Here is a 23,199-nt window from a genome sequence, read left to right on the forward strand (position 1 = left end):
ACTTTTCCTTACAGGTGAAAATCACCCTGATACAGTTTGATATCCAGTGTGGTGGTCATTTGCTGGTAGCGGATCAACACACGGGTAAACAGCAATCCCACCAGCATTGCCAGAGAGCGGTAGCCCAACGGCAAGCTACGATAACCAAAACGCAGCGTTTGTGCGCGATGAATAGCCAGCGCCTCGTCTAACAGGATAAAAATAAACCGCCAGGTCAGCAGGATCTGCTCAGTTAGCAGGCGAGGAACGTGCGCGCGTTTGAGTAAGATAATTAATTGCGGAAACGGCAGATTCAGTACCAGCCAGAAGGTTGCCGCCAACGCGGCAAGGCTGCGCCAGAAGGTTTCATTGGCGGTTACCAGGCCTGGTGCGCTGATCCCCAACCAGTAACTTCCCACAGGTATGCTGGCCAACAGCGTCTGTGGATCGCGGCTGATGCTAAACAAAATGGTCACCACGCCAACCGTGAGAAAACCAAATGGCAATGCCATCCAACGGCACCAGCGCCAGAAGGAAATACGCAGCAGCCAGCAGCTCAGCGCGGCAATAAGTAAAAGCTCAATACCCTGCCCCAATGGGGGCAGAGTAAACGCCAGAATCATCATCACCAGCCAGAGCAGAAATTTCCGCACCGGCGAGACATGAACCCAACGGCTTTGATAGCTAAGCCTGTCAAGCCCGGTCATCACGGCGTTGCCTGCCCTTGGTGTAACCCAGGATATAGAAAATCACGGCTGCGCCAAGCGATCCCTGGAGCGTAAACAGCAGACTTTCAATTTCACCGCTTGCGGGTTCATACAACGGCTGGAACCAGGGCTCATAATGCGGGGCAATAGCCTGAATCTGGCTTTCCGCCTCACCATCTGAACCGCCGTACTCCCCACCGTGGTTGATAAAGAACGGCAGGATCACCAGCGCCACTACCATGCCCAATATAATCAGCGTCTTTTTCATCGTTAATGCCCTTGTGCGGTTATCAACTGGCGTTTGGTTAGCTGATCGTAAATCAGCACGGTAAGTAACCCTTCCGCAATCGCAATTGGGATCTGCGTCAGGCAGAAAATCCCCATGAACTTAATGATTGAGCCGGTAGCGCCAGCAGAGGGATCCGGGAACGCAACGCCCAGCTGTACAGAAGTCACAAAATAGGTGACGAGATCCGCCAGCATCGCACACAGGAAGACGCAGACATCACGACGCAGCCCTGCGCGGCAGGCCATTTTCCACACCATGTAACCCACTACCGGGCCAATTACCGCCATCGACATGCCGTTCGCGCCGAGCGTTGTCAAACCACCGTGTGCCAGCAGCAGAGCCTGGAACAGCAGGACAATCGCCCCAAGGATGGCTACCACGCCCGGTCCAAACAGGATAACCGCCAGGCCTACACCGGTAGGATGTGAGCAGCTTCCAGTAACGGAAGGAATTTTCAGCGCCGACAGCACAAAAATAAAGGCGCCACACAGGGCCAGCAAAACCTTCTGGTGGTTATCCTCCTGCACGATTTGGCGCAGACGTACCAGTCCGTACCACAGGCAGGGTAAAAACAGCAGCCACCAGGCCAGCGCCCACATCGGCGGCAAGAAACCTTCCATAATGTGCATGGCGAACGCTTGTTCAGGAACAATCATCAGTAATAGCGCCGCAGCCAACCCGCTGAAAGACAGCTGTTTTAGCTGTTGTTCAAGCTTCATTGTGCATACTCCCACTGTTTATTGACCAGAATGGTCGAGAAGTAAGGCAGCGGCTGATCGTCGCTCACCTCATCGAGATGACGCCAGCACTGTTCACCTGGCAGCGTGGCTTCAGACATCATTAATGCACAGTCCAACAAACCCTCTTGTTGTAGCAGCGCTTTAATACGCGCAAAACGACCGTACACTTTCATCAACACCAGACTCTCATGCTGTTTTAACGCTTGCTGGATTTCCGCTTCCGGTGCGGTACAGGAGACCACCGCCAGTGACTGCTGTTCCATAGCGAGCGGCGTTTTGGAACGCGCGGCAATCGCGGCGAAAGACGTGACGCCAGGAACGATTTCCAGCCAGTCAGGACAACCAATACGCTGAAGTAAAAAGACCCAGGTGCTGAACAGCATCGCATCGCCGAGAGTGATAAACCCCACCTGCTTACCGGCCTCGACTTCCTGAACCAGCGCGGCAGCAACTTCATCCCAGACGGCCTCTTTTTCAGCGCTATCGGCACTCATAGGAAAATGGCAGCAGCGGACTTCGGTCTGTTCACCGATATACTCACGTACAATCGACAATGCCAGACTGTCGCCGCCTTTACGCCCGGCAGGCGCATAGAGAATATCCAGCGCGCCCAGCGTGCGTGCGGCACGCACGGTAATCAAGTCGGAAGCACCTGGCCCGGTGCTCAGTGCATACAGTTTTCCGCTCATGCTGCTTCCTCCAGCGCCACATTAAGCGCCTGCTGTAAATGTGCCACGAACATGGCGCGAACCGCTGGGTTCTCACCCAGACCACTAAGCCACGGCGTAGCCGGTATCCCTGCTGCATTGAACAACGTTTTCCAGGAATCATCTTCGTCGGAGGCCATATCGTTGATGGCATGGTCGCCAGCGACTAACATCAGCGGCATCAGATGAACCGCTGTCACCCCTTCCTGAGATAAACTTTCAATCAGCACATCCACTTCCGGATAGCTTTCCACCGCCCCAACCCGCGCGGGAAAGCGCTGCGCCGTCATCATATGATCGAGACAGGCATAGGCGGCAAAAGCATGGTGGCTGGCACCGTGTCCCATAAAGACCACTTTTTCACTTTCGCCAAGCGCCGGCATCTGCTGTTGCAGCGCCAGCATCAACTGTGCGTAATCTTCATGGCTGCTCAGCAGCGGTACGCCGAGCGTCAGGCGTGAAAACAGCGGACGCATACTTTGCACTTCGCGGACAATTTTTTCGTATTCGTCACCATTAATAATGTGCAGCGACTGAATAGCTACATCCTGATACCCCTGCTCCGCCAGTTTTTGCAGCGCCTGCAGCGGCGTGTCGATTTCAATGCCGTCGCGCTGCTTGAGCTTGCGGATTATCATCCCGGAGGTAAACGCCCGGAACAGGTCGCGGTCAGGGCAGCTAGCTGCAAGATCGCGCTCACAGGCCACGATATTTTTCTCGCAGGTGTCGTGATAGCTGGTGCCAAAGCTGACCACCAGAAGCGCCTTTTTCATCTCAAACTCCTTAAGCAGTGGCCAGCCAGCGCGTTAAACGCGCCCCAAAGGCGGCCTGACTTTCCAGTAACTCTTCTCCCGTCACCAACGGTGCCGGACGTGTAATCACGATGCAGGGGATACCGGCATCCAGACAGGGTTGAACTTTTTCCTGATAACCACCTTCCGCACCGGAGGCTTTGGTGATCACCACATCAGCCTGGCACTGGCGATAAAACGCGGCGTTGAACTCGGCGCTAAACGGCCCGCACAGTGCGAAGATTTCACCGACGCCAAATCCCAGATCCGCGCATTGCTGAATGACCTCAGGAACAGGCAGAACGCGCGCCAGCAGCGTTTTTTCAGGCAACCCTTCGCGCCAGATGGCCAGATCTTTACTGCCGGTCGTCAGCAGCACACGATCGCCGAAGCATCGCGCCACCTCACAGGCTTGCGGAATGCTTTGTACGGTATACAGGTGCGGGTGAGTTAAACCACTCAACTGCTCAGGGCGCTGGTAGCGGCTCAGCAGTACGCCCGCCGCTTCGCAGGCGCTCATGATGTTGCGGCTCACCACCTCGGCGTACGGATGCGAGGCATCGATCACCCAGCGCGTCCGATTTTCCTGTAGCCAGGCAATCATTTGTTCGCGCTCCAGACGCCCGCAGCGCACCTGGCCTTTGATGTCTCCCGCCAGTTGTTTCCCTGTTGGGGTTGCAACTGACAGGGTATAGGCCACGTTTGCCGCATCCAGTTGCTGGCACAGCATGCGCGCATCGCTCGTACCGCCCATGACCAGCACATCACCATAATTCACAGCACATAACCTCGTGGTGTGATCATCAGGCCGTCCTGAACATAGGTTGTTTTGTTACCCACGATCACAAGGCTGGTCATATCAACCGGTTCGAAATCCATTTCACCGAGCGTGGTTAACCATTTTTCCTGCTTTTTACGTCCGGCAGACTTCACAATACCCACCGGCGTTTGTGCGCTTTTGCTGGCGGAAAGCAGCTCAAATGCGCGCGCCAGATGACCTTCGCGACCCCGACTGCGCGGGTTGTAGAAACAAATAACAAAGTCTGCCTCACCGGCGGCAACGATGCGTTTTTCGATAACCGGCCATGGCGTTAACAGATCGCTTAAGCTGATGTGGCAGAAGTCGTGCATCAGCGGCGCGCCCAGCAAAGAGGCCGCGGCAATACTGGCGGTCATGCCAGGTATTAGCCTGACCTCAACATCCAGCTTTTGCTTGCTGACCAGTTCAAGCACCAGCCCGGCCATACCGTAAATCCCCGCGTCACCGCTACTGATCAGCGCCACGTTGTGACCCGCCTGTGCCAGTTCGATCGCCGCCTGGCAGCGTTCAATCTCTTTGCACATTCCGGTTTTGATCACCTGCTTGTCACCCGTGAACGCTTTTACCAGATGGGTGTAGGTTTTATAGCCAACGATGATTTCCGCTGCCTGCAGTGCTTCAACGGCTTCCATGGTCATCATTGCCTGCGAGCCAGGGCCAATTCCAATTACGCTTAACATCAGTGTGAAACTCCCAAAGTGATAGTGACGCCCTGTTCTCGCAGGGTCTCGCCCAACAGTTTTCCGTGGCTCAACAGCCAGGCTGCAGGACCGGAAACGCTTCCTGTACCCACCGTTTTGCGAACAAACGATGAGGCTGGAAAACGGTGCTCATGCTCACGCAGCGCGTCAGCAGTAAAGGTTTCGAAAGGAACGCGGCAGCACGAAGCCAGTTGGATAAGTCCCTGTTCATCCTTTTTCAGCGTGATGCTGCCAATCGCTTTTAGTGCCAACGGATCGAGCTGTTGAGCTTCAAGTTGCCGGGCAAGCAGCGCAGCCAGCAGAGGGAACGGCGTATCACGGCGACAGCCAATTCCGGCCACAACCCGCTGTGGCACCAACTTCCAGTGCGGAACAGGCAGGTCAGGTAAATTGGTGCGTAAGGTGATGCACACCAATGCATCCAGTTCAGGGAGCTGGTTGAGATCGGTAACCGTGATAAATCCGCGCCGGTCGCAATGGCTGACATCCTGCGTCAGTTCGTCATCCCACCACAGACCAACCCGCTTATTGCTGACCAGCATCTGATTCACGATCTTCACCGCCGAACGGAAATCACTCATCCGGGCATTCAGTTGAAATGCCAGCGTATCCAGTGCCGCCATATCGTTCACATCCGTCGCGGTAGTGATAACCGGGTCAGCGCCCAACATGCCCGCCAGATAACGCGCCAACGCATTGGCACCGCCCGCGTGACCGGAGAGCAGGCTGATGACATGCTGGGCACGTTCATCAATGACCACCACCGCCGGATCGCAGAATTTGTCATTGACCAGCGGGGCCAGTACGCGCACCGCAATGCCGGTCGCACCGATAAAAATCAGCGCCGAGTAATTCGTAAACGCTTCGCGGGCGGTATTCGCAAAGCCGTTTTCAAAGGGAATAAACCCCTCCTCCAGCAGCTTTTCACTGGTAAAACAGGTAACCGGCAGCATGGCTGCCAGACGTTTCGCCAGCACAACGCCACCAGGAGTCAGGCAAAAAAGCGCAATTGACTCAGGCTTTACGGTATTCATGGCTAAAGTCCGCCGCATAGAGTTTGGAGTAGTGATACTCCGAGCCCAGGAAATTACCGACCAGAATAAGGGCCGTTTTACGGATGCCCGCATCGCGAACCTTGTCGCCAATATCCGCCAGGGTCCCGCGCACGGTCTGACTTTCCGGCCAGGTCGCTTTATAGATCACCGCCACGGGCGTGGTCGCCGGATAGCCGCCTTCAATCAGACGCTCAGCCACCCGATGAATGCGCTGGACGGAAAGATAAATAGCCATTGATGTCTGGTGGCTGGCAAAAGACTCCAGCTGTTCACGCTCTGGTACCGGGGTGCGGCCTTCCAGGCGCGTAATGATCAGGCTCTGTGAAACTTCGGGCACGGTATACTCAACTCCCAGCTCTGCCGCCGCGCCGAGGAACGCGCTGACGCCGGGCACCACCTGCCAGTCAATCCCGCGTTTGGTCAGCTCCTCACCCTGCTCGCGTACGGAACCGTACAACGAGACATCGCCGGTTTGCAGGCGCACAACGGTCTTGCCCGCTTTCACTCCGGCTTCCATCAGATCAAGGATCTGCTCCAGATGCAGTTCGGCACTGTCGTGACATTCAGCACCGGCAGGGCAATACTCCAGCAATTCAGTGTTAATCAGCGATCCGGCGTAGATAACAACCTGCGCCTGCTGCAGCAACCGGTAACCTTTGAGGGTAATCAGCTCGCGATCGCCAGGACCTGCGCCAACAAACCACACGCTACGGGGATCAAAAATCTCAGACATGGTTTCCTTCCTTCTGACAGGCGATAACAAATACGGGGTTATTCGGTTTAAAATAGTGACCATTGCCAAGCGTGGTAAGCGAGGAAACCTGTAGCTGCAGGCAATCCACTCCCTGTACGCCAAGATGATCCAGATGTGCCAGCGCGGTGTTGAGGTTTTCCTGGAGGATAAACGTCATCACCAAACGCCCTGCGGGATGCAATTGGCGCATCGACCAGTCAATCAGTTCGGTCAGATGGCCGCCGCTGCCGCCCATAAAAATGGCATCGGCTTTTTCCGCGATGGTCATGGGAGCAACGCCGGGAAAAATATCGATATTTGCGCAGGCAAAATGCTGGCGGTTTTCATCCAGCAACCTGAGCGCAGCCGGGTTACGTTCGATGGCCGTTACACGTAATCCGGGATATTGCAACGCCGCCTCTATCGACACGCTGCCGGTTCCGGCACCAATATCAATCAGGTGACTGGCGCGGTGTAATTCAAGTTTTGAGAGGGCAAGTGCGCGTACCGCTTCTTTGGTCATCGGCACTTTCTCTCCACGCAGAAACAGCTCATCTTTCATCAAGGATCACCACTGCATTCATGTCATATTCAGCGTTAACTTCACGCACAGGCAGGAAATGGATCTGTTCGTTTTCCATCGCCAGGTTTTCGCCAATCACCATCCAGCGATGCCCCATGCCTCGGGCAATGAGCTGCTGCGCGATTTCACGCGGGCCACACAGCGCATCAGTCACCATCGCCACCTTGTTATGTCGCGCCAGCTCATCAAAACAGACGCTGCGGCCATGGCTACTGGTCAGCCACATATCGTTCATATCAATACCGGACTGCGCGCACAGGTACTGCACCGCACTAATGCCGGGAATAATCCGCACATTCTCAATACCAAAATGCGCCACCATGCGCGTCCCGATGCCGTAAAACAGGGGATCGCCAGACGCCAGTACCACAACATGCTTCTCCTGGTGCGCGCTAATCCAGCTCAGGAGTTCCGGGATATTGGCGCCAAGAGCAAACTGTTCACCGGCAAAATCCGGGAATTGCTGCAAATGCCGCTTTCCACCGACCAGAACATCCGCCGTCGCGACCGCTTCTCGTGCGGCAGGCGTCATCAAATGCAAACCGGCGGGGCCCATCCCTACAACGGTTAACATTGCATCTCCTCAGCAATTTCTGCGACCGGACGATTACTTCCAAGAACCTGATTATCAAAAGAAAACATGATGGCATCGCAGGTCGGTGGATTTTTGGTAAAGCGCAATGTTTGCAGGACACGCATACAAATGCGCTGAGCCAGATGGTCATAAATGTGCTGGAAACCGTACGCCTCGATATGTTCCATCGCCGCTTCGGTGGTATCGCACTCGCTGACCAACGTCAGCAGTTCCAGCGGTGCGCCAAGTAGCGCGAGGTGAGCCACCAGCGTTTCCATGCGGGCATCGGCAATATGGCTATGAGTGTGGAAGATCCCCGCCGCGATTTTGATGAGCTTACCGGGATGCCCCACCAGTACGATTTGTCGGAACCCCAGACGTACGGCTTCTTCAATCATGTAACCGACAAAGTTGCTCATGGTGACTACAACCTGGGTGTCGATACCCATCTGCTCGCGCACAAAACGCTCGCCGTGGTTTCCCGGCACCAGTACAACACGCTCCAGCCCTGCCGCCCGCTTAATTTCCAGCTCAAGCGACAGTGAACGCTTCCAGCTCTCTTCTGACATCGGCGTGACAATACCCGTGGTGCCGATAATCGAAATGCCGCCAAGAATGCCAAGGCGAGAGTTGTAGGTTTTTTGCGCCCGTTCTTCGCCTTCTGGCGCGAAGATTTCAATCTGCGCCCCACGATTTGGGCCAATCGCTTCGCGGACGGCAGATTCAATGGTCTGGCGAGGTGTACGGTTAATCGCCGAACTGCCCACCGGCAGGCCAATACCTTTGCGGGTTACCGTACCGACCCCTTCACCGCCCTGTAAGGCAATCACGCCACTATCGTCTAACGTCACGCGGGCAAAAATCAGCATGCCGTGGGTGGCGTCCACATCATCTCCACCGTCTTTGCGGATGGCCGCTATCGCCTGCTGCCCTTCGATATGCGGTGACTCCACGTTCAGGCACAGCGTCACCCCGGAAGGCGTCACGATGGAAACCTGATGGATGAGGTGTTGGCGCAATACCATCAACGCGGCAACTTTTGCCGCCGCCGTGGCGCACGATCCCGTGGTATACCCTTTACGCAGCGCTTTACCGTTGTGCCACACCGGCGTATCGAAGGCCTCGCTCATCGCGCCCCCTGCATGTGATAAAGCATGGCGTTGACGATAGCGGCGGCGACATTGCTTCCCCCTTTGCGGCCTAACGCTGCAATGGCGGGCAAATTGCTTTGGGTCAGGGCATCTTTCGACTCTTCAGCACCAACGAATCCGACCGGTACACCCACCACACCGCTGACGGCAACATCATGCTCAAGCAGGCGGAACAGCGCAGTCGGCGCGTTGCCAAAGACAAACAGCTTTTCCCCCTCTTCCTTCACCGCAATGTCGACTGCCGCCATGGACCGGGTAATACCCTGCTCTTTTGCCGTACGCACAACCCGCGGGTCGCTGATGTAGCAGCGGCATTCACCGCCGAATTTTGCCAGCAGCGTTTTATTGATCCCGGAAAGCGCCATCGTGGTATCGGTATAAATCACGCTCGAACGGCTAAGCGCCGCACAAAACTGCTCCAGCACATCACTGGAAAACCACAGAATGTCCAGCCAGTCGAAATCTGCCGTCGTGTGAATAACCCGCTTGATAATGGCTTCATGTAACGGACTGGCAAACTGATAGTCCGGACGGGTTTCACGGATGATCTCGCCAATAATGTCGAAACTTTTGGCTTCAATCGCCTGGGGTTGCTGGATGTATTGCATTATGTTGTCCTCAGGCTACACCGACCCACAGCCACCGCAGCGCAATAAACAGCGCCAGTGCCAGCGTCGATGCCACCCACATCAGTCGAATCGTATGGGAAATGTCGTCTACCGAAATGTCACGTTGAGCATCACCGATCCACGGTTTCTCAACGCGCTCGCCAAAGTAGTCATTAGGACCACCCAGCCGAATGCCTAATGCCCCGGCTACGGATGCCTCTGACCACGCACAGTTTGGGCTGCTGTGGTTGTAGCGATCGCGCCAGCCAATCTGTAAAGCTCGCGAGCCGTCTTTACGACATAAAAATGCCGCCACGCCCAGCAACAGCCAGCTCAGTCTTGCAGGAATAAAGTTCGCGACATCGTCCAGACGCGCGCTGACCATACCAATAGCGCGGTATTTTTCATGTTTGTAGCCCACCATGGAGTCAAGGGTGTTTACCGCTTTGTAGGCCATCGCCAGGGGCGCACCGCCGAGGAGGAGAAAGAACAACGGCGCGATAATGCCGTCTACGGTGTTTTCAGCCACGGTTTCCACCACCGCGCGATTGATCTGCTGCGGTTGCAGCTGTGAGGTATCACGCCCCACAATCCATGACAATTTCTCCCGACTCTGAGCAAGGTCACCGGCACGTAGAGGACGTTCGACATCCTGCGCGGCTTTTGCCAGGCAGCGCCCGGCCAGCACGGTAAAGATCATCCATACCTCTACCACCCAACCCAACCAGGGATGAATAGATTCTGCCAGTGCCAGCACGCCCCAGGACACAGCCCAGGTCAGACCAACCACCACAATCCACATCACCGCGCCGCCGATGCGCAGCGCACGGTCGCTATGGCAATAACGCCGAATAACTCGCTGCACGGCAGAAATCAGATTACCAATCCAGCGCACCGGATGCGGCCAGTTCTGCGGATCGCCGATGATAAAATCAAGCAGCCAGGCAACACACCATGCAAGGATCGTCATAGCGCACACCTCGCGGCTGCCAGCCAATGGTTAAGCATCTGCGGACGTTGAGCAAAATGAACGTGTAGATAGCTGGCGAAGGTGTTTCCGACCTGCCAGCCGCCGGACCAGGCTTGCAGCGTTTTACCATCGCGCACTTTGCGACAGTTCATCACCGCTGGCGTTTCAGGGGTAAAATCGGAATAGTGGAATTCATGCCCGCGCAGCACTTCGCCTTCTGCAGCTAACAATGTTTGCTGCGCGGCCTGCGCTTCGCAATAGCCAAATCGGGTCAGACGTTTCCCCATTTTGCTGTGGCCGGGAATGATATCCGCCATCAGCCAGGTATCGCCGTTGCTGTCCTCAAGCGAACTGCCGAGATACATCAGCCCGCCGCACTCTGCATAAATCGCGACGCCACGTTGATGTGCCTCTCGCAGTTGATTCAGCATCGAGACATTGCGAGCCAGCGCCGCAGCGTGTAGCTCAGGATATCCGCCACCTAACCAGATCATCTGACAGTCCGGCAAACAGGTGTCGTGCAACGGGCTAAAACGAACAATATTTAGCCCCGTACGTTCCAGCAGCGTAATGTTATCCGGGTAGTAGAAGTTGAAGGCTTCGTCATCGGCAATGGCAACCGTTAGCCCTGCTCCGGCGTCTGCGGCAGGCAGCGCGGGCCATTCGCCAGCAGGAGGATTGGTTGACTGGCTTAGTGTCAGTAGCGCGTCGATATCAAGGGTTTGCTCCAGCGTCGCGGCAAAAGCCTGCCACGGTTGCTGATTGATAACCGACTCACGTGCGGTTACTAAACCCAGATGACGTTCGGGAAGGGCAACGCCCTCCATACGGGGTACGTAGCCCAAGACGGGTACATCGCAGTAACGTTCGATTGCGACTTTCAGTAACTGGTAATGCGTTTCGCTGTTAACCCGATTAACAATAACCCCGGCGATGTTCAGGGTGGGATCAAAATGCTGAAAACCCATTACCGTTGCGGCGATTGAAGTGGAAACGGCTTTGCCATCAACCAGTAAGATGACCGGACAGCCTAACTGTTTAGCCATCGCGGCGGTGCTGCAGTAGTTTGGGTCGGTACCATAGCCGTCATACAGCCCCATCACACCTTCAATAACGGCGATATCCGCATGTTGCATCTGCTCGTTGAATAGAGCGTTCAGCGTGGGGACGGGAAGCATGAAGCTATCAAGATTGCGGGAAGCGGTACCGCATACCGCTGTATGCCAGCCGGTATCAAGGTAATCAGGACCCACTTTGCAAGGTTGGACGCGCAAACCGCGTTTTTTCAACAAGCTCAACAAGCCCAGCGTCACCGTGGTTTTACCACAGCCGCTTCCGGTACCTGCAAGAACAAATGCGTGAAAATTGGCCGCCATACCCTGATCCTGTTCAGGGTGGTAGGGGTGTAGAGATACCCAGTCTCTCGACTGTATGCATCTGAACCACCCACTTCCCACCGAAGTTGTTGGTAGTCACTGACAGGCAGGTCTTCTGGCTTAGCGTCATCCTCACCCGTCCTTCCCAATCTTGCGATCAGTGGTCCATACGGGGTCGTCAGCATCACAGCAGCGGGGGCTGCGGGGGATTCTCACCCCCTTCCCTACCACAAATGTGGCAAACCTGTCAGTTCAAGAGCCTGGTTAATTAAGCTCTCTGTTATGAGGTAAATTCACGACCTCATGACAATAATTCAATTTAATATCTTTCCGAGTTCATTCAGCCAATTTTCTGGCCTTAACCCACTTATTCACACGTTCACTTTTTGAATGAAAGTATCAGCTAAGAATAAAGAAAATCATTCACACAGACACTGTATCTCATCACAAAAATAAAAACTGGTGCAGTTTATCCCTCTAATACTATTATTTTGTTGCGCTATGACAATTTATTGACTGCTGTTGTCACATTTCATTTTATAATGACTAACATAGCGCCCGATATCAAAAATCGGCAATAGCAAAATATTGCTATTTAAGCGGATTCACCGCGTGAAATGATATTTATTTGCTGGCGAAATGCCTGCGGCGTAACCTGATAGGTCTGGCGGAAAACTTTGCAAAAATAACTTGTTTGCGAAAAGCCTAAATTACGCGCAATGCTGGCTATACTCCAGTCACTGTGACAAAGCAGCTCTTTGGCACTGGCCATTCTTTGCTGGTTTACCCATGCGTTAAAACCAATACCCTGATATTTTTTGAACAATTTGCTGAAATAGTACGGGCTAAGGAAAACATGAGAGGCAACATCTTCCAGACGCAGATCGTCTGATAAATGTGCATCAATATAACGCAGGGCTTTTTTCATTTTACTGTCATGAGGGTTGGTACTACGGTTAGCGCGTACCGGCTCTGACTGCTGCGGGTTATCTTTGATAACAACAAAATTAAGTTGTTTCTTAAGGCAATTTTCGACGATGAGCTTGAGTAAATCCGCTGAAGCAATGACTCGAGAATAGTCCATTTCAGGTACATTACGGAACTCGTTGACCAGTTCGGGATCGGCTTGCCAGCGGTCATCGACGTTCAGAATATCAACGAGGCCAACATCGTTACTTAAGCGTACTTGTCCACAAAGCACAAATCCTACCAGGTGTCCCGCGATGACCAGCGGAATTGAGAAATCGGTAAGTCCGGCATGGCAGCGATAAATGCAGGGTTGATCGGATTTAGAGGCTTCCAACCCTCCACAGCGGTCGCTCATACGACAACGCGTACTATGCTGAGGATGCTGGCGCATCAACTGGCAAAAAGGAGTGAAATTAAAAAGCTCAGAAATTTCATCACCGTGAATATTGACAACCACAACAGCCAGACTGGTGGCCTGTGCAAAATCCTGTGCGATTTTATTAATGAGTTCTGAGTTCAGGGCACTCGCAGAAATCATGATAAAACCTCTCAGTTAATTTATTGTTATAAATAAAACATATTATTCACACATTCATTTTCATCTCGCGATCCAGCGCTCTGATGAAAGTCAGCATTGAACATAACAAAAGTCTCCCATTGTTGGGAGACTTTTTAAGCCGTTCAGGAAACCGGATCACGAAAACAGTTTTTACCTTTCAATAATAAACATCTTTCGTGAAGCTAGCTCTCGTTTTCCTCCAACTTACACGAATTACACGGTAAATTTTTGCCAATAAAATAACGATAAATTGCTGCGCCCGCACAGGCGCCGATGATGGGAGCCACAATCGGCACAATGAAATATGGGATATCACGCCCCCCGGTCATCGCAACATCACCCCACCCGGCCATCCAGGCAAACAATTTAGGACCAAAATCACGTGCCGGGTTCATCGCAAAACCGGTAAGTGGACCGGTTGATGCGCCGATAACTGCAACCAGAATACCAATCAGCAGTGGTGCTAACGGGCCTTTGGGAACACCGTTACCGTCATCCGTTAGCGCCATAATCATCCCCATCAGAATGGAGGTAATCACCACTTCGACCAGTGCGGCCTGCCAGACACTCAGTGCGGCGGCAGGATACGTACTAAAAATGCTGGCAAGTTGCAGGCTTTCCAGACTACCGCGTACCATTTGATGGGCTGATTCATACTCAATAAATAAGCTGCCGTACAACAAATAGGCCAGCATAGCGCCACCAAAGGCCCCCGCTATCTGAGCGACAGAATAAGGTAGTACCTTACGACCCGGAAAACAGGCAAACAACCAAAGTGCGATGGTAATAGCAGGATTGAGATGGGCCCCAGAAATCCCGGCTGTCAGGTAAACTGCAAGCGAGATCCCCAAGCCCCATATGATGCAGATCTCCCACAATCCCAAACTGGCACCCGCGACCTTCAGGGCGCTCAGGCACCCAATACCAAAAAACAAAAATAGTCCGGTACCCAAAAACTCAGCAATACATTGCGCTCTTAGTGAATCGTTCATTGTGACACCTTCTAAGCAGAGTTCGTGTCTTTACCAGCGGACTCCTTGCTGGCAGGAAGATTACTTCAAGGCTTACTATAAAAATCTGTATCGGCAAATTGTTGGCAATCTGCAAGCGACATGCCCTTAAAAATCGTGTTGTGATAGCAAATTCTTGCTATCACCTTTATTAAAGCAGGCGGTAAAACGAGGATTTACCCTATTAACAGTACATTTTCAAAATAATAAAATATTGCGAACAGCAGAATTCCATTTTCAAACGATCATCACAATTTCATTTTTCTCGCATAGCAAATGATATTTAAACTGTCACTCGGAAAAGTGTAAATATGGAATTAACATAACCAAATAGTCACATCACCAAAACTAAAAATAACCAACAAAAACAAGTTGTTATAATAATATATGACAATTTTATCTCACCATAAACCCACTATTTTTTCACTCTTACTTTCAACTCAGCCATTCTTTTTCCTCGCTTCTTTTTATAGTCATGAAAATCGGGACAACCCAGGCGAGGTCTTTATGCAACAAGAAGCGTTAGGAATGGTAGAAACCAAAGGCTTAACTGCAGCCATAGAGGCCGCAGATGCAATGGTGAAGTCAGCCAATGTAATGCTGGTCGGCTACGAAAAAATTGGTTCGGGGCTGGTAACAGTCATTGTCCGTGGCGATGTCGGCGCAGTCAAAGCAGCAACAGATGCAGGTGCCGCCGCAGCCCGTAATGTGGGAGAAGTGAAAGCCGTACACGTCATCCCACGCCCGCATACCGATGTAGAAAAAATCTTACCGAAGGGAATTAGCTAATGAGCAGCAATGAGCTGGTTGAACAGATCATGGCGCAGGTGATTGCTCGCGTGGCAACGCCGGAACAGCAGGCTATCCCTGAAAATAATCCTCCAACACGAGAAACGGCTATGGCAGAGAAAAGCTGCAGTTTAACGGAGTTTGTCGGTACCGCGATTGGCGACACCGTCGGTCTGGTAATCGCCAACGTAGACAGCGCCCTACTGGACGCAATGAAACTTGAAAAACGGTATCGCTCCATTGGCATCCTTGGTGCCCGTACTGGCGCAGGCCCGCACATCATGGCCGCCGATGAAGCGGTAAAAGCCACCAATACTGAAGTCGTCAGTATTGAGTTACCACGTGATACCAAAGGCGGCGCAGGTCATGGCTCGCTGATTATCCTTGGTGGCAACGATGTTTCCGACGTGAAACGTGGCATTGAAGTCGCACTGAAAGAACTTGATCGCACCTTTGGCGATGTTTATGCCAACGAAGCCGGTCACATCGAAATGCAGTACACCGCACGCGCCAGCTACGCGCTGGAAAAAGCCTTTGGCGCACCGATTGGCCGTGCCTGTGGCGTTATCGTCGGCGCGCCGGCATCCGTTGGTGTCCTGATGGCCGATACGGCCCTGAAATCCGCCAACGTGGAAGTTGTGGCCTACAGCTCCCCTGCCCATGGCACCAGCTTCAGTAACGAAGCCATTCTGGTTATTTCGGGTGACTCTGGCGCTGTTCGTCAGGCCGTTATCTCCGCCCGTGAAATCGGTAAAACCGTACTCGGGACCCTCGGCTCAGAGCCGAAAAACGATCGTCCGTCCTACATCTGATATCAGTGAGGCTGATTCATGAGATCGAAAAGATTTGAAGCACTGGCGAAGCGCCCTGTGAATCAGGATGGTTTCGTTAAGGAGTGGATCGAAGAAGGCTTCATTGCGATGGAAAGCCCGAACGACCCCAAACCGTCGATTAAAATCGTCAACGGAACAGTCACTGAACTGGACGGTAAATCCGCCAGTGAATTTGACTTAATCGACCATTTCATTGCCCGCTATGGCATTAACCTGGCGCGCGCTGAAGAGGTCATGGCGATGGACTCGGTCAAACTGGCCAATATGCTTTGCGACCCTAACGTGAAGCGCAAAGACATTGTGCCGCTGACCACCGCAATGACGCCGGCAAAAATTGTCGAAGTGGTGTCCCATATGAACGTCGTTGAGATGATGATGGCGATGCAGAAAATGCGCGCTCGTCGTACACCCTCTCAACAAGCGCACGTCACTAACGTCAAAGATAACCCGGTGCAGATTGCCGCTGATGCCGCTGAAGGCGCATGGCGCGGGTTTGACGAACAGGAAACAACCGTTGCCGTTGCACGTTATGCGCCATTTAACGCCATTGCGCTGTTAGTCGGCTCACAGGTTGGACGCCCGGGCGTATTAACCCAGTGCTCGCTGGAAGAAGCTACCGAACTTAAACTCGGCATGCTAGGCCACACCTGCTACGCGGAAACCATCTCCGTCTATGGTACTGAACCCGTCTTTACCGACGGCGATGACACGCCATGGTCGAAAGGCTTCCTCGCCTCGTCCTATGCTTCCCGTGGTCTGAAAATGCGCTTTACCTCCGGCTCTGGCTCAGAAGTTCAGATGGGTTACGCCGAAGGCAAATCGATGCTTTATCTGGAAGCCCGCTGCATTTACATCACCAAAGCTGCGGGCGTACAGGGCCTGCAAAACGGTTCAGTAAGCTGCATCGGTGTCCCTTCCGCCGTGCCGTCAGGCATTCGTGCAGTGTTGGCTGAAAACCTGATTTGTTCCTCTCTGGATCTGGAATGCGCCTCCAGCAACGACCAAACCTTTACCCACTCAGATATGCGTCGTACTGCGCGTCTGCTGATGCAGTTCCTGCCGGGTACTGACTTCATTTCTTCTGGTTATTCCGCGGTGCCGAACTACGACAACATGTTTGCGGGTTCGAACGAAGATGCTGAAGATTTTGACGACTACAACGTTCTCCAGCGTGACCTGAAAGTAGACGGTGGTCTGCGCCCGGTTCGGGAAGAAGACGTTATCGCCATTCGTAACAAAGCGGCACGTGCGCTGCAGGCCGTCTTTGCCGGGATGGGATTACCACCAATCACTGATGAAGAAGTGGAAGCTGCAACTTACGCCCACGGTTCGAAAGATATGCCGGAACGTAACATCGTTGAAGACATCAAGTTTGCACAAGAGATCATCAATAAAAACCGTAACGGTCTGGAAGTGGTGAAAGCCCTAGCTCAGGGCGGATTTACCGATGTCGCTCAGGACATGCTCAACATCCAGAAAGCCAAGTTAACCGGGGATTACCTGCATACCTCCGCCATTATCGTTGGCGACGGACAGGTGCTATCCGCTGTCAATGATGTTAACGACTATGCCGGTCCGGCAACAGGTTATCGCCTGCAGGGCGAACGCTGGGAAGAAATCAAAAACATCCCTGGCGCACTTGATCCCAACGAGCTTGGCTAAGGGGTGAAAAATGGAAATTAATGAAAAACTGCTGCGCCAGATAATTGAAGATGTGTTGTCTGAAATGCAGACCAGCGACAAACCCGTCTCTTTCCGCGCATCTACAGCGGCAAGCGCACCTCAGGCTGCGGCGACACAAGGAGACAGCTTTCTGACCGAGATTGGTGAAGCCAAACAAGGCCAGCAACAGGACGAAGTGATTATTGCCGTAGGGCCGGCGTTCGGGCTCTCGCAAACCGTCAATATCGTAGGTATCCCGCATAAGAATATCTTGCGCGAAGTGATTGCCGGTATTGAAGAAGAAGGCATTAAAGCGCGCGTTATCCGCTGCTTTAAATCCTCCGATGTGGCGTTTGTCGCCGTTGAGGGGAACCGTCTGAGCGGTTCCGGGATCTCTATCGGCATCCAGTCAAAAGGTACCACGGTTATCCACCAGCAGGGGTTACCGCCGCTTTCAAACCTGGAGCTGTTCCCTCAGGCACCGCTTCTGACGCTGGAAACCTATCGTCAGATCGGTAAAAACGCCGCGCGTTATGCCAAGCGTGAATCTCCGCAACCGGTCCCTACTTTGAATGACCAGATGGCCCGTCCTAAGTATCAGGCCAAATCAGCCATTCTGCACATTAAAGAGACCAAATACGTTGTGACAGGCAAAAACCCGCAGGAACTGCGCGTGGCGCTTTGATAAAGGATACCTCCATGAATACCGACGCAATTGAATCGATGGTTCGGGATGTGTTGAGCCGGATGAACAGCCTGCAAGGCGAGTCCGCGACTCCGCCCGCGGCGAGTTCATCAGCACATACCGCGAAAGTCACGGATTACCCTCTCGCGAATAAACATCCTGAGTGGGTAAAAACTGCGACCAACAAAACGCTGGACGACTTCACGCTTGAAAATGTTCTGAGCAACAAAGTGACCGCGCAGGACATGCGCATCACCCCTGAAACACTGCGCCTGCAGGCGGAAATCGCCAAAGATGCCGGACGTGACAGGCTGGCGATGAACTTCGAGCGCGCAGCCGAGCTAACCGCTGTTCCTGACGATCGCATTCTTGAGATCTACAACGCGCTGCGCCCGTACCGCTCAACAAAAGATGAGCTGATGGCTATCGCCGACGATCTCGAAAATCGTTATCAGGCAAAAATCTGTGCAGCTTTCGTTCGTGAAGCGGCAGCGCTGTACGTTGAGCGTAAAAAACTCAAAGGCGACGACTAACTCAGGGAAAGGATCATGCGATATATAGCTGGCATTGACATAGGCAACTCATCAACGGAAGTCGCTCTGGCTACTCTCGATGAGTCTGGCGTGCTGAGCATCACCGGCAGCGCGCTGGCAGAAACCACCGGAATTAAGGGCACATTACGTAATGTGTTTGGCATTCAGGAGGCCCTTACGCTGGCGGCAAAAAACGCCGGTATCAATGTCAGCGATATTTCGCTCATCCGTATTAACGAAGCCACCCCGGTCATTGGCGATGTGGCGATGGAAACAATAACCGAAACCATCATCACTGAATCCACCATGATCGGCCATAACCCTAAAACACCGGGCGGCGTCGGGTTAGGCGTGGGCGTCACTATTACGCCGGAAGACCTTCTCAGTCGCCCGGCGGATACGCCCTATATTCTGGTGGTGTCATCGGCATTTGATTTCGCCGATGTCGCTACGATGATTAATGCCTCCGTCCGAGCTGGATACCAGTTAACTGGCGTTATTTTGCAGCAGGACGATGGCGTGTTGGTCAGCAATCGTCTGACTCACCCCCTGCCCATCGTCGATGAAGTCCTTCATATCGACCGCATCCCGTTGGGGATGCTGGCTGCCATTGAGGTCGCTGTACCAGGAAAGGTCATTGAAACCCTTTCTAACCCCTACGGCATTGCAACTGTCTTTGGCCTCAATGCCGATGAGACTAAAAACATTGTTCCGATGGCACGGGCGCTGATCGGCAACCGTTCAGCCGTGGTGGTGAAAACGCCGTCAGGTGATGTGAAAGCGCGAGCGATTCCTGCCGGAAATCTGGAGCTACAGTCTCAGGGTCGTACCGTACGGGTCGACGTTGCCGCGGGCGCCGAAACGATTATGAAAGCGGTTGGTGAATGCCCGAAACTGGATAACGTTACCGGAGAAGCTGGCACCAATATTGGCGGCATGCTGGAGCATGTGCGCCAGACGATGGCTGAATTAACCAACAAACCCAGTCATGAAATTTTTATTCAGGATCTGCTGGCGGTCGATACCTCGGTTCCCGTCAGTGTGACGGGTGGACTTGCCGGTGAGTTCTCGCTGGAGCAGGCTGTCGGCATAGCCTCCATGGTGAAATCAGACCGCCTGCAAATGGCGATGATTGCCCAGGAGATCAAGCAAAAGTTCAACATTGACGTCCAGGTTGGCGGGGCCGAAGCCGAAGCTGCCATTCTGGGAGCCTTAACAACTCCGGGCACAACACGACCACTGGCTATTCTGGATCTCGGCGCGGGTTCAACCGACGCTTCTATCATCAATCCTAAGGGCGAAATTATTGCCACGCACCTGGCAGGCGCAGGCGATATGGTCACGATGATCATTGCCCGTGAACTGGGTCTGGATGACCGTTATCTCGCTGAAGAAATTAAAAAGTATCCGTTGGCGAAAGTTGAGAGCTTGTTCCACCTTCGCCACGAAGACGGCAGCGTTCAGTTCTTCCCTACGCCTCTCCCACCAACGGTTTTTGCGCGCGTGTGCGTAGTGAAACCCGATGAACTGGTGCCACTGCCTGGTGAACTGGCGCTGGAGAAAGTACGGGCCATTCGTCGCAGCGCCAAGGAGCGCGTTTTCGTTACTAACGCACTCAGAGCGCTACGTCAGGTCAGTCCGACCGGGAACATTCGGGATATTCCCTTTGTGGTACTGGTTGGCGGCTCATCTCTGGATTTTGAAGTTCCACAGCTGGTCACCGATGCTCTGGCGCATTATCGACTGGTTGCCGGGCGCGGCAACATTCGTGGTACCGAAGGTCCGCGCAATGCGGTTGCGACAGGACTGATTCTCTCCTGGCATAAGGCATTCGCTCATGGAAAGTAATCTCACCACACCAGCCATCGTTATCTTCACCAGTGCTGACTGTGCTGACGTCTGGAATGACGTACTGCTGGGTATTGAAGAAGAAGGGATTCCCTTTGTGATTCAGGAGAGTAGCTCAACTGACGTTATCCACAACGCATGGTTGGCCGCCTGCCAGTCTCCATTGCTGGTCGGTATTGGCTGTAGCCGCGAAAAACTGGTCGTGCACTACAAAAACTTACCCACGTCAGCACCACTTTTTACGCTGACGTATCAACAAAATAGCCACGATCGCCGCAGCATTGGTAACAACGCTGCGCGGCTGGTTAAAGGCATTCCGTTCCGGGAATGCCACTCATAACCCACAGGAGAAAAGCAGTATGAATAACGCACTGGGACTGGTTGAAACAAAAGGGCTTGTCGGCGCTATTGAAGCCGCTGATGCCATGGTGAAATCCGCAAACGTGCAGTTGGTTGGTTACGAAAAAATCGGCTCTGGCCTTATCACCGTTATGGTTCGCGGTGATGTCGGCGCGGTGAAAGCAGCCGTAGATGCTGGAAGCGCAGCCGCAAGCGCCGTTGGTGAGGTGAAATCCTGCCACGTTATCCCGCGTCCGCACAGCGACGTTGAAGCCATTTTACCTAAATCCGCATAAGTCGTTGCAACCAAGGAGCACAGCGTGAAGCAATCACTGGGATTACTTGAAGTTAGTGGTCTGGCATTAGCCATCAGTTGCGCGGACGTCATGGCGAAAGCCGCCTCCATCACGCTGGTGGGCCTCGAAAAAACCAACGGCTCAGGCTGGACGGTGATCAAGATAATCGGGGATGTGGCCTCCGTCCAGGCGGCCATTTCCACCGGTGTCAGTTTCGCTGACCAGCGAGATGGACTGGTGGCTCACAAAGTCATTTCCAGACCCGGGGACGGGATCCTGTCGCATAGCGTTGTCCTGGAGCCTGAGCCAACGCCCGAACCCATACCAGCCGTACCGCATGAAGAGATATTTGTAGACCATGATGTACCCGAAGCACCGCAAGATGCAGAGTTGATTAGCTGCAATTTGTGTCTTGATCCTGCCTGCCCTCGCCAAAAAGGCGAGCCGCGCACGCTTTGTCTTCACTCTGGCAAACGAGGTGAAGCGTAATGGATAAACAGCAACTGGAGACCACTATCGCTAAGGTTCTGGATGAAATGCGCGAGCGCCCGATTCCGCTGGGGATCTCTAATCGTCATATTCATCTGTGCGCTGAAGATTACGGTCGCTTGTTTCCCAATAACCCCATTAGTGAGAAAAAAGGGCTGCTGCAGCCAGGACAATATGCAGCAGAGCAGACTGTCACGCTGGTGGGGCCAAAAGGTCAGTTAAAAAATGTGCGTTTACTCGGCCCGCTGCGCAGTACCAGCCAGGTCGAAATTTCTCGTACCGACGCCCGCACGTTGGGAATTGCTGCTCCGCTGCGGATGTCGGGCAATATTCAGGGCACACCCGGTGTTCGTCTCGTCAGCCCATTTGCTGAACTGGACTTAGCATCCGGGGTGATCGTCGCCCAACGGCATATCCATATGTCTCCGCTCGATGCTCTGATTCTGCGGGTTTCCCATGGTGATAAAGTCTCGGTCGCCATTAATGGCGATGAACGTCGACTGATTTTCGATAACGTCGCCGTACGCGTTTCGCCGGATATGCGCCTCGAAATGCATATCGATACAGACGAAGCCAATGCTGCAGGCGCTGATAATCCCCAGGCATTCGCCACACTGGTGACCTCACGATGAACAACGAACTGCTGCAACGCATTATCGAGGAGGTTGTTTCCCGATTAAAAAAACGCGCGGAAAGCACGCTCACTCTTAGCGTCGCGCAGTTACGGGAAATCGATTCACGGACAGTATGCTGCCAGTACTCGTCGCTCCATCTCCAGCAAGTGGACCTGCCATTACTGGAGCAAATTGCCGAAGGCTGCCCAGCCAACATGTCGGTGGGAAAGATTCACGACGCACTGGCATGCGGAGTCCGCGTGAAAATTTCACTACAACACCGATTGTTACCCGCAATCCCCGTGAAAAAACTCGCACGTCTGCCGCTGGAGTTTAATGACGAACGGGGACGAATCATCTTTTTGCATCCTGAGAAGCTTCTCAGCTATGCCGACGTCGCCCAATTAAGGGATGGCGTACTGGTGTTGCGCCGTCGGTGTGTCGTGACGGCTCTGGCTCAGGAAGCAGTCAGTCTGCGGAATGTCCAACTAATTAAGCAGGAGTGAGCTATGCATCTGGCCCGGGTTACAGGCGTTGTGGTTTCCACGCAAAAATCCCCATCACTGGTGGGAAAAAAACTGTTGCTGGTACGTCGGGTTAGTGCTGACGGAGAGCTTCCTGCCTTCCCTGTGAGTGGAGATGAAGTCGCTGTTGATTCTGTCGGCGCAGGGACCGGTGAACTGGTATTACTCAGCAGCGGATCCAGCGCCAGACACGTTTTTTCTGGCCCTAACGAGGCCATCGATCTGGCTATCGTCGGCATTGTCGACACGCTTTCTCGTTAGGAGG

Annotated in this window: 29 protein-coding genes and 1 riboswitch; of the genes, 12 read left to right on the forward strand and 17 right to left on the reverse strand. The window is 53.4% G+C overall.

From position 1 onward, the window contains the following. Positions 1 to 8: 8 nt before the first annotated feature. The 17 genes from OGX86_RS10090 to pduF all read right to left on the reverse strand — a co-directional run bounded on the left by OGX86_RS10090 (position 9) and on the right by pduF (position 14,304). On the reverse strand, positions 9 to 686 hold the full coding sequence (locus OGX86_RS10090) for an energy-coupling factor ABC transporter transmembrane protein (protein WP_003834087.1): 678 nt from the start codon (positions 684 to 686) through the stop codon (positions 9 to 11). Then, a complete protein-coding gene (locus OGX86_RS10095) occupies positions 673 to 954 on the reverse strand; it encodes an energy-coupling factor ABC transporter substrate-binding protein (RefSeq protein ID WP_003030289.1) in 282 nt (93 codons plus the stop codon). Before OGX86_RS10095 ends, OGX86_RS10090 begins: the two co-directional genes overlap by 14 nt. Positions 955 to 956: 2 nt before the next feature. Continuing rightward, positions 957 to 1,694, reverse strand: a complete 738-nt coding sequence (gene cbiM, locus OGX86_RS10100; protein WP_003834098.1) for a cobalt ECF transporter S component CbiM — start codon at positions 1,692 to 1,694, stop codon at positions 957 to 959. Further along, a complete protein-coding gene (locus OGX86_RS10105) occupies positions 1,691 to 2,404 on the reverse strand; it encodes a cobalt-factor II C(20)-methyltransferase (RefSeq protein ID WP_168978172.1) in 714 nt (237 codons plus the stop codon). Before OGX86_RS10105 ends, cbiM begins: the two co-directional genes overlap by 4 nt. After that, positions 2,401 to 3,195, reverse strand: a complete 795-nt coding sequence (cbiK, locus tag OGX86_RS10110) for a sirohydrochlorin cobaltochelatase (RefSeq protein WP_008785135.1) — start codon at positions 3,193 to 3,195, stop codon at positions 2,401 to 2,403. The genes OGX86_RS10105 and cbiK overlap by 4 nt, the downstream gene beginning before the upstream one ends. Positions 3,196 to 3,205: 10 nt before the next feature. Next, on the reverse strand, positions 3,206 to 3,991 hold the full coding sequence (locus OGX86_RS10115) for a cobalt-precorrin-6A reductase (protein WP_286563635.1): 786 nt from the start codon (positions 3,989 to 3,991) through the stop codon (positions 3,206 to 3,208). Further along, a complete protein-coding gene (locus OGX86_RS10120; protein ID WP_003030278.1) occupies positions 3,988 to 4,713 on the reverse strand; it encodes a precorrin-3B C(17)-methyltransferase in 726 nt (241 codons plus the stop codon). The genes OGX86_RS10115 and OGX86_RS10120 overlap by 4 nt, the downstream gene beginning before the upstream one ends. Beyond that, a complete protein-coding gene (cbiG, locus tag OGX86_RS10125; protein WP_003834107.1) occupies positions 4,713 to 5,768 on the reverse strand; it encodes a cobalt-precorrin 5A hydrolase in 1,056 nt (351 codons plus the stop codon). Before cbiG ends, OGX86_RS10120 begins: the two co-directional genes overlap by 1 nt. Continuing rightward, the gene (locus OGX86_RS10130; RefSeq protein ID WP_003030275.1) at positions 5,749 to 6,522 is read right to left on the reverse strand and encodes a cobalt-precorrin-4 methyltransferase; all 774 of its coding nucleotides are present in this window, start codon (positions 6,520 to 6,522) and stop codon (positions 5,749 to 5,751) included. Before OGX86_RS10130 ends, cbiG begins: the two co-directional genes overlap by 20 nt. Further along, complete coding sequence (locus tag OGX86_RS10135) at positions 6,515 to 7,084, reverse strand: decarboxylating cobalt-precorrin-6B (C(15))-methyltransferase (protein WP_008785138.1); 570 nt, start codon at positions 7,082 to 7,084, stop codon at positions 6,515 to 6,517. Before OGX86_RS10135 ends, OGX86_RS10130 begins: the two co-directional genes overlap by 8 nt. Further along, positions 7,074 to 7,679 carry a cobalt-precorrin-7 (C(5))-methyltransferase gene (locus OGX86_RS10140; protein ID WP_048224339.1) on the reverse strand — a complete coding sequence of 202 codons (606 nt, stop codon included), beginning with the start codon at positions 7,677 to 7,679 and terminating at the stop codon, positions 7,074 to 7,076. The genes OGX86_RS10135 and OGX86_RS10140 overlap by 11 nt, the downstream gene beginning before the upstream one ends. Next, entirely contained in the window at positions 7,673 to 8,809 is a 1,137-nt protein-coding gene (cbiD, locus tag OGX86_RS10145) for a cobalt-precorrin-5B (C(1))-methyltransferase CbiD (protein WP_048216005.1), read from the reverse strand. The genes OGX86_RS10140 and cbiD overlap by 7 nt, the downstream gene beginning before the upstream one ends. Further along, on the reverse strand, positions 8,806 to 9,438 hold the full coding sequence (locus tag OGX86_RS10150) for a cobalt-precorrin-8 methylmutase (RefSeq protein WP_008785140.1): 633 nt from the start codon (positions 9,436 to 9,438) through the stop codon (positions 8,806 to 8,808). Before OGX86_RS10150 ends, cbiD begins: the two co-directional genes overlap by 4 nt. 10 nt (positions 9,439 to 9,448) lie before the next feature. Next, positions 9,449 to 10,408, reverse strand: coding sequence for an adenosylcobinamide-phosphate synthase CbiB (cbiB, locus tag OGX86_RS10155; protein WP_048216004.1), 960 nt, complete (start codon positions 10,406 to 10,408; stop codon positions 9,449 to 9,451). Next, a complete protein-coding gene (locus tag OGX86_RS10160; protein ID WP_286639930.1) occupies positions 10,405 to 11,784 on the reverse strand; it encodes a cobyrinic acid a,c-diamide synthase CobB in 1,380 nt (459 codons plus the stop codon). The genes cbiB and OGX86_RS10160 overlap by 4 nt, the downstream gene beginning before the upstream one ends. Positions 11,785 to 11,872: 88 nt before the next feature. Then, positions 11,873 to 12,047: riboswitch (cobalamin riboswitch) on the reverse strand. 332 nt (positions 12,048 to 12,379) lie between these two features. Continuing rightward, complete coding sequence (gene pocR, locus OGX86_RS10165; RefSeq protein ID WP_286639931.1) at positions 12,380 to 13,291, reverse strand: transcriptional regulator PocR; 912 nt, start codon at positions 13,289 to 13,291, stop codon at positions 12,380 to 12,382. Between the two features lie 203 nt (positions 13,292 to 13,494). Continuing rightward, positions 13,495 to 14,304 (reverse strand): propanediol diffusion facilitator PduF, encoded by an 810-nt coding sequence (gene pduF / locus OGX86_RS10170; RefSeq protein WP_003030258.1) that lies wholly within the window; start codon positions 14,302 to 14,304, stop codon positions 13,495 to 13,497. Between the two features lie 525 nt (positions 14,305 to 14,829). Here pduF and pduA point away from each other — a divergent pair. Genes pduA through OGX86_RS10230 form a run of 12 tightly spaced genes read left to right on the forward strand, consistent with a single transcriptional unit; the run spans position 14,830 to position 23,195 of the window. Next, positions 14,830 to 15,111, forward strand: coding sequence for a propanediol utilization microcompartment protein PduA (gene pduA, locus OGX86_RS10175; protein ID WP_003030255.1), 282 nt, complete (start codon positions 14,830 to 14,832; stop codon positions 15,109 to 15,111). After that, positions 15,111 to 15,923 (forward strand): propanediol utilization microcompartment protein PduB, encoded by an 813-nt coding sequence (gene pduB / locus OGX86_RS10180; protein WP_003834129.1) that lies wholly within the window; start codon positions 15,111 to 15,113, stop codon positions 15,921 to 15,923. The genes pduA and pduB overlap by 1 nt, the downstream gene beginning before the upstream one ends. Before the next feature lie 18 nt (positions 15,924 to 15,941). Next, the gene (gene pduC / locus OGX86_RS10185; protein WP_003030249.1) at positions 15,942 to 17,606 is read left to right on the forward strand and encodes a propanediol dehydratase large subunit PduC; all 1,665 of its coding nucleotides are present in this window, start codon (positions 15,942 to 15,944) and stop codon (positions 17,604 to 17,606) included. A 10-nt stretch (positions 17,607 to 17,616) separates the two neighbouring features. Then, positions 17,617 to 18,291 carry a propanediol dehydratase medium subunit PduD gene (gene pduD / locus OGX86_RS10190; RefSeq protein ID WP_003834131.1) on the forward strand — a complete coding sequence of 225 codons (675 nt, stop codon included), beginning with the start codon at positions 17,617 to 17,619 and terminating at the stop codon, positions 18,289 to 18,291. 14 nt (positions 18,292 to 18,305) lie between these two features. Then, a complete protein-coding gene (pduE, locus tag OGX86_RS10195; protein WP_003030243.1) occupies positions 18,306 to 18,824 on the forward strand; it encodes a propanediol dehydratase small subunit PduE in 519 nt (172 codons plus the stop codon). Between the two features lie 15 nt (positions 18,825 to 18,839). After that, the gene (locus OGX86_RS10200; RefSeq protein WP_048235098.1) at positions 18,840 to 20,672 is read left to right on the forward strand and encodes a diol dehydratase reactivase subunit alpha; all 1,833 of its coding nucleotides are present in this window, start codon (positions 18,840 to 18,842) and stop codon (positions 20,670 to 20,672) included. Further along, positions 20,662 to 21,012: a glycerol dehydratase reactivase beta/small subunit family protein gene (locus tag OGX86_RS10205; protein WP_003834139.1), complete on the forward strand. Its 351-nt coding sequence runs from the start codon at positions 20,662 to 20,664 to the stop codon at positions 21,010 to 21,012. The genes OGX86_RS10200 and OGX86_RS10205 overlap by 11 nt, the downstream gene beginning before the upstream one ends. Positions 21,013 to 21,031: 19 nt before the next feature. After that, a complete protein-coding gene (gene pduJ, locus OGX86_RS10210; RefSeq protein WP_001057752.1) occupies positions 21,032 to 21,307 on the forward strand; it encodes a propanediol utilization microcompartment protein PduJ in 276 nt (91 codons plus the stop codon). A 24-nt stretch (positions 21,308 to 21,331) separates the two neighbouring features. Continuing rightward, entirely contained in the window at positions 21,332 to 21,796 is a 465-nt protein-coding gene (locus OGX86_RS10215; RefSeq protein ID WP_032943897.1) for a BMC domain-containing protein, read from the forward strand. Then, entirely contained in the window at positions 21,796 to 22,428 is a 633-nt protein-coding gene (locus tag OGX86_RS10220) for a phosphate propanoyltransferase (RefSeq protein ID WP_128317434.1), read from the forward strand. The genes OGX86_RS10215 and OGX86_RS10220 overlap by 1 nt, the downstream gene beginning before the upstream one ends. Next, entirely contained in the window at positions 22,425 to 22,916 is a 492-nt protein-coding gene (gene pduM / locus OGX86_RS10225; protein WP_008785146.1) for a microcompartment protein PduM, read from the forward strand. Before OGX86_RS10220 ends, pduM begins: the two co-directional genes overlap by 4 nt. A 3-nt stretch (positions 22,917 to 22,919) precedes the next feature. Continuing rightward, entirely contained in the window at positions 22,920 to 23,195 is a 276-nt protein-coding gene (locus tag OGX86_RS10230) for a EutN/CcmL family microcompartment protein (RefSeq protein WP_168978169.1), read from the forward strand. The last annotated feature ends 4 nt before the right edge of the window (positions 23,196 to 23,199 follow it).

The organism is Citrobacter sp. Cpo040 (assembly GCF_030332915.1).
Lineage (GTDB): Bacteria > Pseudomonadota > Gammaproteobacteria > Enterobacterales > Enterobacteriaceae > Citrobacter > Citrobacter portucalensis.